Genomic DNA, 16,661 nt, shown 5'->3' on the forward strand with positions numbered 1-16,661 from the left:
CGCGATGTACGGAGCGATGCGCGAGGAGCTGCGCAAGAACCTCGACGAGATCCGCGCGGCCGGGCTGTACAAGCCCGAGCACGTCATCGGCAGCCCGCAGAGCGCCCGGGTCACGCTGGCCGACGGTCGCAGCGTCCTCAACATGTGCGCCAACAACTACCTCGGGCTGGCCGACGACCCCGGCCTGATCGAGGCGGCCAAGCGCGGCCTCGACGAGTGGGGCTTCGGCATGGCGTCGGTGCGGTTCATCTGCGGCACGCAGATCATCCACACCGAGCTGGAGCGCAGCATCTCCGACTTCCTCGGCACCGAGGACACGATCCTGTACAGCTCCTGCTTCGACGCCAACGGCGGGCTGTTCGAGACGCTGCTGGGTGCCGAGGACGCCGTCATCTCCGACGCGCTCAACCACGCCAGCATCATCGACGGCATCCGGCTGTCCAAGGCGCGCCGGCTGCGCTACGCCAACGCCGACATGGCCGAGCTGGAGGCGCGGCTGAAGGAGGCGCAGGACGCGCGGTTCCGGTTGATCGCCACCGACGGCGTCTTCTCGATGGACGGCTACCTCGCGCCGCTGGACCGCATCTGCGACCTCGCGGAGCAGTACGACGCGCTGGTCATGGTCGACGACTCGCACGCGGTCGGGTTCATCGGCGAGAACGGCGGCGGGACGCCGGAGCACTTCGGCGTCACCGACCGCGTCGACATCGTCACCGGCACGCTGGGCAAGGCGCTGGGCGGAGCGAGCGGCGGGTTCACGTCCGGGCGGGCGGAGATCGTGGAGTACCTGCGGCAGCGGTCGCGGCCGTACCTGTTCTCCAACTCCGTCGCCCCGTCCATCGTGACCGCGGCGCACGCCGTCCTGGAGCGGCTGGTCTCCGGCGGCGAGCTGCGCGCGCGGCTGCGCGAGAACACCGAGTTCTTCCGCTCGGAGATGACGGCGCTCGGCTTCGACGTGCTGCCCGGCGAGCACCCGATCGTCCCGGTCATGATCGGCGACGCCACCCGCGCGGCCCGGCTGTCGGAGCTGCTGTTCGCCGAGGGCGTCTACGCGGTCAGCTTCAGCTACCCGGTGGTCCCGCATGGCGCGGCCCGCATCCGCACCCAGGTGTCGGCCGCCCACACCATCGACGATCTGCGCGAGGCCACCCAGGCCTTCGTCCGCGCCCGCGACGCCCTCGGCTGATCAGGAGCCGGTGACGGCGACCCGCCGGCGGTCGCGGTCCTGCTGCGCGCCGGTGAGCCGGGTGCCCTCGATGTCGACGTTCGGCAGCAGCCGGTCCAGCCAGCGCGGCAGCCACCACGCGCGGTCGCCGACCAGCGCCAGCACCGCCGGCACGATGGTCATCCGCACCACGAACGCGTCGACGGCGATCGCGACGGCCAGCGCGAAGCCGATCTGCCGGACGTCGGCGGCCTCATTGAGGATGAACCCGCCGAACACGCTCATCATGATGATCGCCGCCGCGGTGACCACCCGCGCACCGTGGCCGAACCCCGTCGTGACGGCGCTGACCGCCGGCTCGCCGTGCGCGTACGCCTCGCGCATCCGCGTCACCAGGAACACCTCGTAGTCCATGGCCAGGCCGAACACGATGCCGACGACGACGATCGGCAGCATGCTGTTGATCATGCCGACCTCGTCGACACCGACGCCGGTGAGCCAGCCCCACTGGAACGCCGCGACCATCGCGCCGAACGTCGCCGCCATCGTCAGCAGGAACCCGAGCGTCGCCTTCAGCGGCACGACCAGCGACCGGAACGCCAGCATCAGCAGCACGAACGACAGCCCGACGACGACCAGCAGGTACGGCAGCAGCGCCTGCGACATCCGCTCGGAGAAATCGATGAACAACGCCGTCGTGCCGGTGACCAGGACGGCCGCGCCTGCGGGTGCGTTCGCTCCGGCCAGCTCGGACCGGATCGCCTCGACCAGCTGTTCGGTCTGCGGGCCGGACGGCCCGCTCTCGGGGACAACGGTGACGACGGCGGTCCGATCGGCCTGGTCCAGCTCCGGCGGCGTGACCAGCGCGACGCCGTCGAGCCCCTGCAGTCCCTCCGCGACCTCCGCGGCCGCCGCCTCGACGCTGCCGCCGTCGACCACCACCAGCAGCGGCCCGTTGAAGCCCGGCCCGAACCCCTCGACGGTGAGGTCGTAGGCCTGCCGCTGCGTGGTGTCGGCCGGGTAGGTCCCCTCATCGGGCAGCCCGAACCGGACGTCCAGCATCGGCAGCGCGAGCACCGCGAGCCCGGCGACGCTCGCCGTCAGCGCCACGACCGGGTGCCGGGTGACCAGCCCGGCCCACCGGCGGCTCAGGCGCGGCGCGTCGTCGTCCTCCGGATCGACCGCGGCGCGCGACCGCAGCCCCGGCAGGCTGGACAGCATCCGCCGTCCGGCGAACCCGAACAGCGCCGGCAGCAGGGTCAGTGCGATGACGACGGCGATCGCGACGGTGACCGCGGCGGCCAGGCCCATCTCCGTCAGCATCGGGATTCCGACGACGGTCAGCCCGGCCAGCGCGATGACGACGGTGAGCCCGGCGAACACGACCGCGGTGCCGGCGGTGCCGATCGCCCGGCCGGCCGCCTCGTCGCCGGGCGCGCCGGTGGCCAGCTCGTGCCGGTAGCGCGAGGCGATGAACAGCGCGTAGTCGATGCCGACCGCCAGGCCGAGCATGGTGGCGAGGATCGGTGTGATCGTGCTGAGGTCGACGAACGCCGTGGCCGCGGTGACCAGCGCGACGCCGACGCCCACGCCGACGATCCCGGTGAGCAGTGGCATGCCGGCCGCGACCAGCGACCCGAACGTGATGACCAGCACCAGCGCGGCGACGGCGATGCCGAGCAGCTCGCTGCCCAGCTCCGGCTCCGGCTCGACCGCCGTGCCGGCCAGCTCGACCCGCAGGCCGGACTCACGGGCGGTCTCGGCGGCGTCCTCGAGCGTCTCGCGTGTCTCCGGCTCCAGCGACAGGAAGTCGACGGCGTACGTGACCTCGGTCAGTGCGACCCGGCCGTCCTCGGACACCAGCCCGGCGGCGAACGGGTCGACGATCTCGGCGACCTGCGGGCCGGCCTCGATCGCGGCGACGGCGTCGGCGATCGCCTGCTGGTGGGCCGGGTCGGTGACGGCGTCGCCGTCGGGTGCTGCGAACACCACCCGCGCCGCCGCGCCGTCCGGCGAGGAGCCGGGGAACCGGTCCTGGAGCAGGTCGAACGCCTCCTGCGACTCGGTGCCCGGGATCGCGAACGAGTCCGACGTCGGGCTGGACAGGGTCGCGGCGGCCACCCCGGCCAGCGCGATCAGCGCCAGCCAGACGGCCCCGACCAGGCGGCGGCTCCGGTACGAGAACCGCCCGATCCGGTACAGCAGGGTTGCCACGACAGCCTCCGACAGTCACTCGGCATAGAACCTCTCTACTTTATGAGAGTAACTGTCACATTATTGGCGCCACAAGACCGGTCAGGATTCGAGAAGCGGCGGCCGCCGTGCGCTCCCTAGCCTGGACGGGTCAGTGCCGATCGCTGACGGGGAGGAGTGGACGACATGAGCAAGGAGAAGGCCGGCACCACGTATGAGGGGTTCGACGAGGCCGAGCGCGCCGCGATGAAGGAGCGGGCCAAGGAGCTCAAGAAGTCCAAGAGCGGCAAGCGCGATCCCGAGGCCGAGGTGTTCGAGAAGATCGCCGAGATGCCGGAGTCGGACCGCGTCCTGGCCGAGCAGATCCACGCCCTCGTCCGGTCCGCCGCGCCCGAGCTCGCCCCGAGGACCTGGTACGGGCAGCCCGCCTACGCGAAGGACGGCAAGGTCATCTGCTTCTTCCAGGCCGCGGCGAAGTTCGGCACGGAGTATGCGACGTTCGGCTTCAACGAGGCGCCGCTGCTCGACAACGGCACGATGTGGCCGACCGCGTTCGGCTTGCGGGAGCTGACGCCCGCCGACGAGGAGCTGCTCGCCACGCTGGTGCGGAAGGCCGCCGGGCTCAGCTAGAGCCCGGCGAGCTAAAGCGCGGCGAGCACCGCCGCGACCAGCCGGGCCCGCTCGGCCAGCGACGCGACGACGACCTGCTCGTGGACGGCGTGCGCGCCGGCGCCGCGCGGGCCGAAGCCATCCAGCGTTGGGACACCGAGTGACCCGGTGGTGTTGGTGTCGGCGCCGCCTGCGGCCGGGGCGCCGTCGACGCGTTGCCCAACGCTCGCCGCGGCCCGGCGCACGGTGTCGAGCAGTTCGGCGGTCGCCTCGCCCGGCGCCCACGTCGGCCGCCGCGACAGCACCTGCGTGGTCACCGTCGCGCCGGACCGGATCGGCCGCAGCGACGTCAGCCCGTCGAGCACCACCCGCTCGGACTCGGCGTCGGCGAACCGCAGTCCGATGTCGGCGTGCGCGGCCGCCGGCACGACGTTCGTGCGACCACCGCCGGCGAGGGTGCCGACGTTGCACAGCACGTCGCCCGGGGCGTGCCGGACGATCGAGCGGACCAGCATGAGCTGGTCGACCAGCTCGTCGACGGCGGAGGCGCCGGCGCCCGGGTCCAGCGCTGCGTGCGCCTCGACCCCCTCGACCGCCAGCCGCAACCGGGTGCTGCCGCGCCGTCCTGATTTCAGCGACCCGTCCGGGTGCGGCGACTCGAACCCGAGCGCGGCCACGGCGTTGCGGGCGGCGTCAGCGACCAGTGCGGACGCCGTCGGCGAGCCGACCTCCTCGTCCGCCACGACGACGACCCGCACCGGCGGATGGCCGGCTCCGCCGGTGTCGCGGGCGAGCTCGAGCGCGGTCTCCATGACGACCAGGCCGCCCTTCATGTCGTAGGCGCCCGGCCCGTGCGCGACGCCGTCGGCGACCCGCCACGGCATCGGGCCGTCGAGCTGGCCGACCGGCCACACGGTGTCGTGGTGTCCGAGGAACAGCACGGGCGCCGCGCGGGCCTTCGCGCCGCGGCCGGGGTGCTCGATGACCAGGTGGTCGCCCACCGGCGACGGCTCGCGGCGCACGGCGGCGCCGAGCTCGCGGTGCCGCGCCAGCAGGACCTCGCCGAACGCGTCGAGCCGGGCGGCGTCGCCGGTGGGCGTCTCGTGCCGGACGTAGCTCTCCAGCCGGCCGAGCATCGTGTCGAGGTCCGGTGCGGTACCGTTCATCTCGCCACTATACGTTTCGTATCATCGTTACTGTGGTCGGCCTACGGGTTGCTGCGAGACATTTGCGATCCGTATCAGTCCCGAGGAGGGTCATGATCCCGCGCGTCGAGCGACTCAGGTCCGCCGCCGACCTCGCTGCCGCCGCGCGCCTCTACCGCCAGGTGTTCGGGTACGAGGACCCCGCGCACTCGGTGAACCCGCGGCTGCTCGCGTCGCTGGCGGCCAACGGCGGCTCCGTGATCGGCGTGCGAGGCGACAACGGTGGGCTGATCGCGTTCGCATACGGCTTCGTCGGCATCGAGAGCGGTGAGGTCTACCACTACTCGCAGGCCGCCGTCGTCGCCGCCGGGCAGCAGGGGCGCGGGCTCGGGCGGGCGCTCAAACGCGGCCAGCGCGAGGTCGCCCTGGCCGGCGGGCAGACTCGCATGCGCTGGTCGTTCGACCCGTCGGTGGTCCGCAACGCGCACTTCAACCTCGACGTGCTCGGAGCGGTAGGTCGGTGGTTCCGGCCGGAGTTCTTCGGGCTGCCAGATACCGACCGGATGATCGTCGACTGGGACCTCGACGACGACCGGCGCGCCCGCGAGGCCCCGGCGCCGGCCGTGCTGCCTGCCGACCTCGCCGACCCGTCCGGCTGGCTGCGGCCCCGTCCGTCCGGCCCGGACACCTGGCTGCCGCTGCCGCTGACGTCCACTCCGGAGCAGCGGCGCGAGCTGGGCGCCGTCGTCGCCGAACTGATCGCCGACGGCTCGGTCGCGACGTCCTGCGTCCGGGTCTCGGCCGAGACCGGCGCCTACCGCTTCGTCCGGACCGCGCCATGACCGAGCTGACCAGCCCGTCGCAGCGGTTCGGCGCCCGGCTGCAGCGGCCGTCGTCGGCGGCGGCGCTGCAGGCCCGGGTGATCGAGCAGGAGACGCGGACGCTGGCCGAGGCGTTCGCGCGCGTCGCGGCCGACGGGACGGTGGCGGCCGCCGCGTCGACGGTGGTCGCGGCGCGGCGCCGGTTCGTCGCCGGCACCGGCAAATCGTTCGCGTACGCGTCGCTGCTCGCCGTCGACCTGTCCTCCGGCCTGTCCAACGTCACGCTGGTCGACGGCACGCTGGTCCGGCACGTCGACGTGCTGGCCGACGTCCGCGACACCGACGTGCTGGTGGCCGTCTCGCTGCGCCGGTACCGCCGCGAGACCGTCGCGCTGGCCGGGCGGTTCGCGGCCGCCGGCGGCACCGTCGTCGCCGTCACCGACACCGCGGAGTCGCCGCTCACCACCGTCGCCGGGCAGTCCATCGTCGTGCCGACCGCGAGCGCCTCGTTCGCCGATTCGCCCACGGCCGTCGCCGCCGTCCTGCACCTGCTCGCCACGCTCACCACCGCCAGCGCGAAGGGCGCCCGCCGCCGGCTGGCCGAGCGCGACCGGCTCGCCCACGACCTCGACCTCTACTGGGAGGACTGACCGTGCGCGTCACCCACGCCTCACTGCACTTGGTCCGGCTGCCGCTGGTGCACCGGTTCCGCACCAGCTCGCACGCCAAGGACCACCTCGACCACATCCTGGTCCGCCTCACCGACGCGTCCGGCGCGGTCGGCTGGGGCGAGATCGCCTCGCCCACCGACCCGTTCTACTCGCCGGAGACGGTCGACACCTGCTGGCTGGTCGCTGAGCGGTACCTGCTGCCGTCGTTGGTCGGTGCGCACTGGGACGACCCGGCCGAAGTGGGCGGGCTGTGGGCGCGGGTGCGCGGCCACCAGTTCGCCAAGGCCGGGGTGGACATCGCGGCGTGGACACTGTGGTCGCTGTCCGGCGGCGTGTCGCTGGCGACGGCGCTCGGCGGGACGCGGTCGTCGGTGGTCGCGGGCGTCTCGCTGGGCATCGAGCCGACCATCGACGACCTGCTGGCCGAGGTCGGCAAGCACGTCGACGCCGGCTACCCTCGGGTGAAGCTGAAGATCGCCCCCGGCTGGGACGTCGAGCCGGTGCGCGCCGTGCGGGCGGCGTTCCCCGATCTGCAGTTGCATGTCGATGCGAACGGCGTCTACGGAGAGTCCGATGACGAGGTGGCGGCGCTGCGCTCGCTCGACGACCACGGCCTGTCGATGATCGAGCAGCCGTTCGCGCCGCGGAACCTGCTCGCCCACGCCGCACTCCAGCGCGACATCGAGACCCCGGTCTGCCTCGACGAGTCGATCGACACGCTCGACGACCTGAGGACGGCGGTCGTGCTGGGCGCACTCAAGGTCCTGAACATCAAGGTGTCGCGGATGGGCGGGCTCGGCCCCGCGGTGGCCGGCCACGACCTCGCGGCCGAGCACGACATCCCGGTCTGGTGCGGCGGCATGCACGAGTTCGGCGTCGGCCGCGCCGCCAACGTCGCGCTGTCCAGTCTGCCCGGCTTCACCCTCCCGTCCGACGTGTCCGCGTCGGCCAAGTACTACGAGCGCGACGTCGTCTTGCCGCCGATCACCGCGTCGGCCGGCGTGGTGGAGGTGCCCACCGGTCCCGGCCTCGGCCACACCGTCGACGAGGAGTTCCTCGCCTCGGTGACCGTCCGATCGGCGACGATCGCGGCCCAGACGTGAGGCCATCCATCCCGTAACGAGCGTTTGTCACCCCTCCTCGCATGTTGATCTTGGAGTTGTTCGGCAAATGTGGGGTGGAATGTCCGATAGATGGCCGAACAACTCCAAGATCAACACTGGGGTTGAATGAGCCGCTGGTCAGCGGCCGGTCTCTGGGCTCACCCCAGCACCGAACCGGGGGATTCCCCCAGGACGAATCGGGGGCTTTCCGGGTTACCGTGCGACGCCCTCCCGGCGAGAGTGAGACGCGAACTCACCGACTCTTGCCGACGGGACGCACCATGACCACGACCCTCCCTCTCGACCGACCGCCCGCACCGACCCCGCCGCTCCCACCGCCGCCGCGCCGCGGCCTGGTGGTGCGCATCGCCCGCTGGAGCGCCACCCACAAGTGGCTGGCCATCGTCCTCTGGCTCGCGTTCGTCGCGGCCGCGATCGTCGGCGGCGGCGCCGTCGGCACCAAGGAGGTGGAGGACGGCGAGGAGGGTATCGGCGCCTCCGCCGGTGCCGACAAGGCCCTCATCCAGGCCGACTTCAACGACCCGTTCACCGAGTTCGTGCTGGTCCGGGCCGCCGACGGCGGCGCCGTCGACACCGGCTCGGACGCAGTCACGACGCTCACCGCGAACCTGGCCGCCGCGCCGGGCGTGGCCGGCGTGTCCGAACCGCAGGTGTCCGAGGACGGCACCGCCGCGCTCTACGAGGTGACGCTCGACGTCCCAGAGGGCACCGACGCCGAGGAGGAGGACGCCGCCAGCGCGGCTGCCGCCGAGATCGCGCAGGTGGTCGAGGCGACCGGCGGCACGGCGACCGGCCTGGTCGTCGGGCAGGTCGGTGACGCGTCGCTGGGCGAGGCACTCGACCAGGTCTACGAGGACGACCTGCAGCGCGCCGAGTACCTGTCGCTGCCGGTCAGCCTGCTCATCATGCTCGTGGTGTTCGGCGCTCTGATCGCCGCCGCAGTGCCGGTGCTGCTGGCGCTGTCGTCCGTGGTCGCGGCCATGGGGTTGTCGGCGTTCGCGTCGTACGTCGTGCCGTCCACCGACATCCTGGCCTCGGTCGTGCTGCTGGTCGGCATGGCCGTCGGCGTCGACTACTCGCTGTTCTATGTCCGCCGCGAGCGCGAGGAACGCGAGAAGGGCCGCGGCACGATGGACGCCGTCGCGGTCGCCGCCGCCACCTCCGGCCGGGCCGTCGTGGTCTCCGGCATCGCCGTCATCATCGCAATGGCCGGCATGTTCTTCGCCGGCGAGGCGACGTTCCAGTCACTGGCCATGGGCACCATCCTGGTCGTCGCCGTGGCCGTCATCGGGTCCGTGACGGCGCTGCCGGCGCTGCTGTCGATCTTCGGCCGCTGGATCGACCGGCCGCGCGTCCCGCTGCTGTGGCGGCTGCGCCGGCGCGACGGCAGCGAGCCGCGGGTCTGGCGCGCGGTGCTCGGCCCCGTGCTGCGGCACCCGAAGACGGCGCTGGTCGCGGGTCTGCTGGCGCTGCTCGCGCTGGCCGCACCGGCACTGGGCATGAAGCTGTCGCAGCCCGGCATCTCCGACCTGTCCAAGGACGTGCCCGAGGTGCAGACCTACGACGCCATCACGGCGGCGTTCCCGTCCGAGGGCGCCGCGCACGACATCGCCGTCTGGACGCCCGACGGCTCGCCGCTGGACACCGACGCCGTCGACGACGCCGTCGCCACGCTGAGCACCCAGCTGTCCGACGACCCGGAGTTCGCGGCCGGCGACGGGCTGGTCGCCGAGTACTCGGCCGACGGCTCGGTAGCCCGCGTCGACGTGCCGGTGCCGTACGAGCACGACGACGAGCGCGCCGAGGACTCTCTGCAGCTGTTGCGCGACGACCTGGTGCCGGCGGCCTTCGGTGGCATCGACGGGGTCGAGACCGGCGTCACCGGGATGACCGCCGGCAACGTCGACTTCCGCGGCCTGCTGGCCGACCGGATGCCGATCGTCATCGGGTTCGTGCTGCTCATGACCATCGTGGTGCTGGTGATGGCGTTCCGGTCGCTGGCGGTGGCGCTCACCGCCGCGGGCCTGAACCTGCTCTCTGTCGCCGCGTCCTACGGTCTGCTCACGCTGGTGTTCCAGAACAGCTGGGCCGAAGGGTTGCTCGGCTTCGAGTCGACCGGCGCGATCCTCACGTGGCTGCCGCTGTTCCTCTTCGTGATCCTGTTCGGCCTGTCGATGGACTACCACGTGTTCGTCGTCAGCCGGATCCGTGAGGGCGCCAAGGCCGGTATGACGACGCGCGAGGCGGTCCGCACCGGCATCATCCGGTCCGCCGGCGTGGTGACCAGCGCCGCGGTGGTCATGGTCGCCGTCTTCTCGATCTTCGCGACGCTCGGCGCCATCGACTTCAAGCAGATGGGCGTGGGGCTGGCCGCGGCGATCCTCATCGACGCGACCATCGTCCGGGCCGTGCTGCTGCCGTCGATCATGGTGCTGCTGGGGGAGCGCAACTGGTGGCTCCCGAAGCCGCTGCGCCGGCTGCCGCAACTGGAGCACTGACGCGCTGATCGCGACCGGGGCCGTCCGACGGGCGGCCCCGGTCGCTGCGCGTCAGCCGGTGAAGACCTGGACCTCGATCAGCCGCGAGTAGTCGCGGTTGTTCGACGCCAGCCCGACGATCCGGACGGCGTCCGCGGTGACCGGCGCGAACGTCGACGTCACGCGGCCGGCGGTATTGCCGCGCACCGCGTGCACGGTCCGCCACGCCCCGCCGACCCGCACCTGGACGTCGAAGTCGCGCAGGCCGTAGCGGGCCGCCGGGTAGCGGGTCGAGTCCAGCGTCCAGGTCTCGACCCGGGAGATCGGCGCCGGCTCGGCGAGCGCCACGTCGTAGGTGTCCGGGAAGACGCCGCTGGTGCCGTCGTTCCAGCCGGTCAGCGTGTCCCACTGCTCGGAGTTCGTGTTGCCGTCGACGGCTCCGCAAACGTCGAAGTTCGCGTGCGTGGAGGACGCGACCGCCTGCTCGCCGAGCGCGAGGTCGTCGCCGGAGCCCTTGGGCGGCTGCGGCAGCACCTCGACCGGAACGGTGACCTCCGCGCCGTGCGTCGTCGCGCGCACCGCGTAGCTGCCGGGCTCGGCGTCGCGCGGCGCGGTCACCCCGACCCGTGCGTTGACGGTGTGGTCGGGCTCCCAGGCGGGCAGCCACGACGACACCAGCCGGCGGTCCAGCACCACCGGGCCGTCGGCGGCCAGCTCGACGTCGGCGTAGAGGTCGGCGCTGCCGATGTTCGTCATGCCGAGCTGGAACGAGCTCGGCAGGCACGGGAGCCCGACGACCTGCACGGCTTCCGGTGTCGCCGCGAGCCGGACGGGGTCGTCGTCGGGCCGCGCCGCGGTGCTCGCCACCGCCGTGAGCACGCCGAGCACCGTCGCCGAACCCGCCACCACCGCGATCTGCCGCTTCATCACTGGCCTCCCACGACGTGGATGCTCGGGTCGCCGTCGGCGACGGCGAGCTTCGTGCGGGTGCTGACGGTGCCGCCGGGGACGGTGACGCGGTCGACGACGCGGTAGTCGGCCAGCCACTGGTCGGGCGTGACCTCGACCCGGACGTAGCCGCGCTGGAAGTTCGAGAACTTCACGTGCGGGTTCTCCGCGAGGATGGTCAGTCCGCCCTCGTCGTTGTCCATGCCGTCGCGACCGGAGCTGATCGACGTGCCGACGAACTCCGTCCCGATGTTGGGAGCGTTGGGGTCGGCGTAGTCGGCCTTGAGCTCGGAGACGACGCTGCGGTGCAGGTCGCCGGCGATGCTGATCAGGTTGCGCACGCCCCGCTCGGCCGCGCCGCCGAGCACCCGCTGCCGCGACGCCACGTAGCCGTCCCAGGTGTCCATCGGCACGATGACGTCGGCGCCGGCCCGGGTGTCCAGCTGCGCGATCGCGGTCTGGTGCGCCAGCACCTCCCAGCGCGCGGACCGCTCCGCGAACCCGTCCAGCAGCCAGCGCTCCTGCTCGGCGCCGGTGATGGTCCGGTTCGGGTCGAGCGACCCGGGGTTGGGCGGGTCGGACCCGTCGCCGGCCGCCTGGTCGTCGCGGTACTGGCGGGTGTCCAGGAGATTGAAGCGGACCAGGTCGCCGTACTGGAAGCGGCGGTACAGCTGGAGGTCCGGGCCGATCGGCTGCTGCGACAGGCGTACCGGCATGTGCTCCCACCAGGCGCGGAACGCGTTGGCCCGGCGGACGAGGAACTCGTTGCGGGTGGGCGTGGGTGTGTTGCCCTCGGGGATCTCGTCGGCCCAGTTGTTCTCGACCTCGTGGTCGTCCATGGTGACGATCCACGGCGCCGAGGCGTGCGCGGCCTGCAGATCGGCGTCGAGCTTGTAGAGCGCGTACCGGCCGCGGTACTCGTCCAGCGTGACGGTCTCTCGCAGGGTGTCGGCCGGGAGCTGCTGCTGACGGACGCCGGCGCCGACGCCGACGCTGTACTCGTAGAGGTAGTCGCCCAGGTGGAAGACGACGTCGTGCTCCTGGTCGGCCAGGTCGCGGTAGGCAGTGTAGAAGCCCTCCCAGTACGCCTGGCAGGAGGCGAACGCGAACCGCAGCGCCTGCGGGGACGAGCCCGGCTCGGGCGCCGTGCGGGTGCGGCCGACGGGGCTCAGGTGCCGGCCGACGCGGAAGCGATACCAGTACTCCCGCCACGGCCGCAGCCCCTGCACGTCGATGTGGACGCTGTACGAGCCCTCGCGCCGGGCCCGGGCCGTGCCGCTGCGCACGACGCGGCGGAAGGCCGGGTCCTCCGCCACCTGCCACTGCACCATCACCGGGCGCGGGCCCAGGCCGCCGAACGGCTCCAGCGGCCGCGGCGCCAGCCGGGTCCAGAGGACGACGGAGTCGCTGAGCGGGTCGCCCGACGCGACGCCCAGCGCGAACGGGTACTCGGGCAACTGAGTGAGCTCGACGGCGGACCCGTCGGCCGACGCGAGCCCGGGCAGCGACCCCACCACGGCGAGGCCCATGGCCGCGCCCGTGACGGTGAGGAACCTGCGCCGAGTGGCGTCGACCGCGTCCAGCCTGAGCCCTCGGAATGGATTGCGGTCGCCGGTCATGACAGGACAGCAGATCAGCCACATCCGACCGCAGATCGGACATCAGGTGTCCGCTTGCCGAACAACTCGGCGGCACCTGTCCGGCGTCTGAGACGCCAACGAGCGCCGCGACTCTGTCGGCGTGACGTCGTAAGCTCGGTACAACCCCCACCCCAGCAGGTGTGGGGGCATGTCTGCGTGCCCGGAAGGTCAACCGATGAGTCTCAGCGGCCTGCTGTCCGCCCTGCTCGGCGACGACGGCGACCCCACCCTGCGCTCGGCCGTCGCCGACGCGCGCACGGGTGCGGTCACCGCCCTCGACCTCACCGCGCCGCCGGCGTTGCGGCCGTTCGTGGCGGGCGCCATCGCGGCCGACGCCGCCACAGGCGCCGGCCGGACGGTGCTCGCCGTCACCGCCACCGGCCGCGAGGCCGAGGACCTCGCCACGGAGCTGCGCTGTCTGCTGCCGCCGGAGTCCGTGGTCGAGTACCCGGCGTGGGAGACGCTGCCGCACGAGCGCCTGTCGCCGCGCAGCGACACCGTCGGCCGGCGGCTGGCCGTCCTACGCCGGCTGGTCCACCCCGACGAGGAGTCCGGCGGGCCGGTCAAGGTCGTCGTTGCGCCGGTGCGAAGCGTGCTGCAGCCGCAGGTCGCGGGGCTGGCCGAGCTGCGCCCGGTCGCGCTGCGGCCCGGCGACGACGTCGCGCTCGACACCGTAGTCGAGCAGCTGGCCGCGGCCGCGTACGTCCGCGTCGACCTCGTGGAGCGACGCGGCGAGTTCGCCGTCCGCGGCGGCATCGTCGACGTCTTCCCGCCCACCGAGGAGCACCCGCTGCGGGTCGACTTCTGGGGCGACACCGTCGAGGAGATCCGCTACTTCACCGTCGCCGAGCAGCGCTCCACCGACGTAGCCGAGCTCGGGCTGTGGGCGCCGCCGTGCCGCGAGCTGCTGCTCACCGACGACGTCCGGCGGCGCGCGGCCGCCCTCGCGCACGAGCACCCCGAGCTGGCCGAGATGCTGGAGAAGATCGCCGCCGGCATCGCCGTCGAGGGCATGGAGTCGCTGGCCCCGGTGCTGGTCGACCGCATGGAGATGCTGATCGACCTGCTGCCCGCGGGCACGCACGTGCTGGTCTGCGACCCCGAGCGGGTCCGCACCCGGGCCCACGACATGGTCGCCACCAGCCAGGAGTTCCTCGACGCGTCGTGGGCGGCCGCGGCCGGCGGAGGGAAGGCGCCGATCGACCTCGGCGCGGCGGCGTACCACACTCTCGGCGACGTGCGGGCGCAGGCGATCCGGCAGGGGCTGCCGTGGTGGAGCCTGAGCTCCTTCGGGCTGGGCAGCACCGACGGCGACGGCGCGCGGTCCGCGGGGGCGGGGAAGGAGGACCTCGACGCCGACCTGTACGCCGTCGACCTCGGCGAGGAGCTGGTGACCGCCGGCGCCGTCGCCACCCGCGAGGTGGACGTCCGCCCGGCCGAGACCTACCGCGGCGACACCAAGCGTGCCGTCGCCGACCTCTCCGGCTGGCTGGCGACCGGCGGCCGCGCCGTCCTCGTGACGGGCGGCCACGGCACGGCCGAGCGGGTCGTCGAGGTGCTGGGCGAGTCCGAGGTCCCCGCGCGCTACGCCGAGGACGTGGTCACCGCGCCGGAGCCGGGCGTCGTACTCGTCACCACGGGCGGGCTCAAGCACGGGTTCATCGCGTCGGCCGCCGGGCTCGCCGTCCTGACTGAGGACGACCTCACCGGGCAGCGGGTGTCCACCAAGGGCACCACCCGCATGCCCAGCCGGCGGCGCAACCAGGTCGACCCGCTCCAGCTCAAGCTCGGCGACTACGTCGTGCATGACCAACACGGCGTCGGCCGCTACGTCGAGATGACCAGCCGGACGGTGCAAGGCGCCACCCGTGAGTACCTGGTGGTCGAGTACGCGCCGTCCAAGCGCGGCCAGCCGGCCGACCGGCTGTACGTCCCGACCGACCAGCTCGAGCAGGTCACCAAGTACGTCGGCGGCGACGCCCCGAGCCTCGACCGCATCGGCGGCAGCGACTGGGCCAAGCGCAAGGGCCGGGCCCGCAAGGCGGTCAAGGAGATCGCGGCCGAGCTGATCAAGCTGTACGCCGCCCGCCAGGCCGCGCCGGGTCACGCGTTCGGCCCGGACACCCCGTGGCAGCGTGAGCTGGAGGACGCGTTCCCGTACATCGAGACCGCCGACCAGCTCTCCACCATCGACGAGGTCAAGGCCGACATGGAGCGCGAGATCCCGATGGACCGCGTCATCGCCGGCGACGTCGGCTACGGCAAGACCGAGATCGCGGTCCGGGCGGCGTTCAAGGCGGTGCAGGACGGCAAGCAGGTCGGCGTGCTGGTGCCGACAACGCTGCTGGTGCAGCAACACTTCGCCACGTTCTCGGAGCGGTTCGCGCCGTTCCCGGTGACCGTCCGGGCGCTGTCGCGGTTCCAGTCCGACGCCGAGGCCGCCGAGACGATTGAAGGGCTGCACGACGGCACGGTCGACGTCGTCATCGGCACCCACCGGCTGATCACGGGCGACGTCCGGTTCAAGGACCTCGGCCTGCTCATCGTCGACGAGGAGCAGCGCTTCGGCGTCGAGCACAAGGAGAAGCTGAAGCACCTGCGGGCGAACGTCGACGTGCTGACGATGTCGGCGACGCCGATCCCGCGGACGCTGGAGATGTCGATCACCGGCATCCGCGACATGAGCGTCATCACCACCCCGCCGGAGGAGCGGCACCCCGTCCTCACCTACGTCGGCGGGTACGACGAGAAGCAGGTCGGCGCGGCCATCCGGCGCGAGCTGATGCGCGACGGCCAGGTGTTCTTCGTGCACAACCGGGTCGAGACCATCGAGAAGGTGGCGGCGCGGCTGCGCGACCTGGTGCCCGAGGCGCGCATCGCCACGGCGCACGGCCAGATGGGCGAGCACGCGCTCGAGCAGGTCATCAACGCGTTCTGGCAGCGCGAGGTCGACGTGCTGGTGTGCACGACGATCGTCGAGACCGGCCTCGACATCTCCAACGCCAACACACTGGTCGTCGACCGGTCCGAGCGGCTCGGCCTGTCGCAGCTGCACCAGCTGCGTGGCCGGGTCGGGCGCGGCCGCGAGCGGGCGTACGCGTACTTCTTCTACCCGCGCGAGACGCCGCTGACCGAGGAGGCGCACGAGCGGCTGGCCACCATCGCGCAGCACTCCGACCTCGGCGCCGGCATGCAGGTCGCGATGAAGGATCTCGAGATCCGGGGTGCCGGCAACCTGCTCGGCGGCGAGCAGTCCGGCCACATCGCCGACGTCGGCTTCGACCTCTACGTGCGGCTGGTCGGCGAGGCTGTCTCCGACTACCGCGGCGACGGCGCCGAGGCCATGCCCGAGGTCCGCATCGAGCTGCCGGTCGACGCGCACATCCCGCACGACTACGTCGCCAGCGAGCGGCTGCGGCTGGAGGCGTACCGGCGGCTGTCCGAGGCGGTCGACGACGCCGCCGTCGATGCCGTGCGCGAGGAGCTGGAGGATCGCTACGGCGCGCCGCCGGAGCCGGCCGAGAACCTGCTGGCGGTGGCCCGGTTCCGGGCGCACGCCCGGCGAGCGGGGCTGTCCGAGGTCACCGTCCAGGGCACCTACATCCGGTTCGCGCACGTCGAGCTGGCCGACTGGCAGCGGGTGCGGCTCGGACGGCTGTACCCGAAGTCACTGGTCAAGGACGCCGTCGGGACGATGCTGGTGCCCCGGCCGCGGCCGACGACGATCGGCGGGCCGCAGCTGCGCGGCGTCGAGCTGCTGGCCTGGGCGAAGACCGTCATCGACGACGTCATCGCCCACCAGCCCGACCGGGCCGGGACCCGGGCTGGATAGGATGCGCGGGCATCGTCTGTCCCGCTGTACGCCGAA

General features: G+C 72.6%; 11 protein-coding genes. 7 read left to right on the forward strand and 4 right to left on the reverse strand.

Annotation, left to right across the window (positions count from 1 at the left end):
• Positions 1-4 precede the first annotated feature (4 nt).
• Positions 5-1,186: a glycine C-acetyltransferase gene (locus E1262_RS07555; RefSeq protein ID WP_132102528.1), complete on the forward strand. Its 1,182-nt coding sequence runs from the start codon at positions 5-7 to the stop codon at positions 1,184-1,186.
• Here the strand turns inward: E1262_RS07555 and E1262_RS07560 are convergent, their stop codons facing one another.
• On the reverse strand, positions 1,187-3,379 hold the full coding sequence (locus E1262_RS07560) for an MMPL family transporter (protein ID WP_132102529.1): 2,193 nt from the start codon (positions 3,377-3,379) through the stop codon (positions 1,187-1,189).
• Between the two features lie 165 nt (positions 3,380-3,544).
• Between E1262_RS07560 and E1262_RS07565 the strand changes: the two genes are divergently transcribed.
• The gene (locus tag E1262_RS07565) at positions 3,545-3,988 is read left to right on the forward strand and encodes an iron chaperone (RefSeq protein WP_132102530.1); all 444 of its coding nucleotides are present in this window, start codon (positions 3,545-3,547) and stop codon (positions 3,986-3,988) included.
• Positions 3,989-3,999: 11 nt separating this feature from the next.
• Here E1262_RS07565 and E1262_RS07570 read toward each other — a convergent pair whose 3' ends face one another.
• Positions 4,000-5,133 carry a M20/M25/M40 family metallo-hydrolase gene (locus tag E1262_RS07570; protein ID WP_132102531.1) on the reverse strand — a complete coding sequence of 378 codons (1,134 nt, stop codon included), beginning with the start codon at positions 5,131-5,133 and terminating at the stop codon, positions 4,000-4,002.
• Between the two features lie 92 nt (positions 5,134-5,225).
• On the opposite strand from E1262_RS07570, the gene E1262_RS07575 reads away from it, so the two are divergent.
• The 4 genes from E1262_RS07575 to E1262_RS07590 all read left to right on the forward strand — a co-directional run bounded on the left by E1262_RS07575 (position 5,226) and on the right by E1262_RS07590 (position 10,226).
• Complete coding sequence (locus E1262_RS07575; RefSeq protein WP_132102532.1) at positions 5,226-5,954, forward strand: hypothetical protein; 729 nt, start codon at positions 5,226-5,228, stop codon at positions 5,952-5,954.
• Positions 5,951-6,583: a MurR/RpiR family transcriptional regulator gene (locus E1262_RS07580; RefSeq protein WP_132102533.1), complete on the forward strand. Its 633-nt coding sequence runs from the start codon at positions 5,951-5,953 to the stop codon at positions 6,581-6,583. The genes E1262_RS07575 and E1262_RS07580 overlap by 4 nt, the downstream gene beginning before the upstream one ends.
• A 2-nt stretch (positions 6,584-6,585) precedes the next feature.
• Positions 6,586-7,707: an o-succinylbenzoate synthase gene (gene menC, locus E1262_RS07585; RefSeq protein ID WP_132102534.1), complete on the forward strand. Its 1,122-nt coding sequence runs from the start codon at positions 6,586-6,588 to the stop codon at positions 7,705-7,707.
• A gap of 281 nt (positions 7,708-7,988) precedes the next feature.
• Entirely contained in the window at positions 7,989-10,226 is a 2,238-nt protein-coding gene (locus E1262_RS07590; protein ID WP_132102535.1) for an MMPL family transporter, read from the forward strand.
• A 51-nt stretch (positions 10,227-10,277) separates the two neighbouring features.
• On the opposite strand, the gene E1262_RS07595 is transcribed toward E1262_RS07590, so the two are convergent.
• Both E1262_RS07595 and E1262_RS07600 read right to left on the reverse strand, forming a co-directional pair.
• Complete coding sequence (locus E1262_RS07595) at positions 10,278-11,132, reverse strand: discoidin domain-containing protein (RefSeq protein WP_132102536.1); 855 nt, start codon at positions 11,130-11,132, stop codon at positions 10,278-10,280.
• A complete protein-coding gene (locus tag E1262_RS07600) occupies positions 11,132-12,772 on the reverse strand; it encodes an alkaline phosphatase D family protein (RefSeq protein WP_132102537.1) in 1,641 nt (546 codons plus the stop codon). Before E1262_RS07600 ends, E1262_RS07595 begins: the two co-directional genes overlap by 1 nt.
• 196 nt (positions 12,773-12,968) lie before the next feature.
• On the opposite strand from E1262_RS07600, the gene mfd reads away from it, so the two are divergent.
• A complete protein-coding gene (gene mfd / locus E1262_RS07605; RefSeq protein WP_132102538.1) occupies positions 12,969-16,625 on the forward strand; it encodes a transcription-repair coupling factor in 3,657 nt (1,218 codons plus the stop codon).
• The last annotated feature ends 36 nt before the right edge of the window (positions 16,626-16,661 follow it).

The organism is Jiangella aurantiaca, from assembly GCF_004349105.1.
In the GTDB taxonomy this organism is placed as follows: domain Bacteria; phylum Actinomycetota; class Actinomycetes; order Jiangellales; family Jiangellaceae; genus Jiangella; species Jiangella aurantiaca.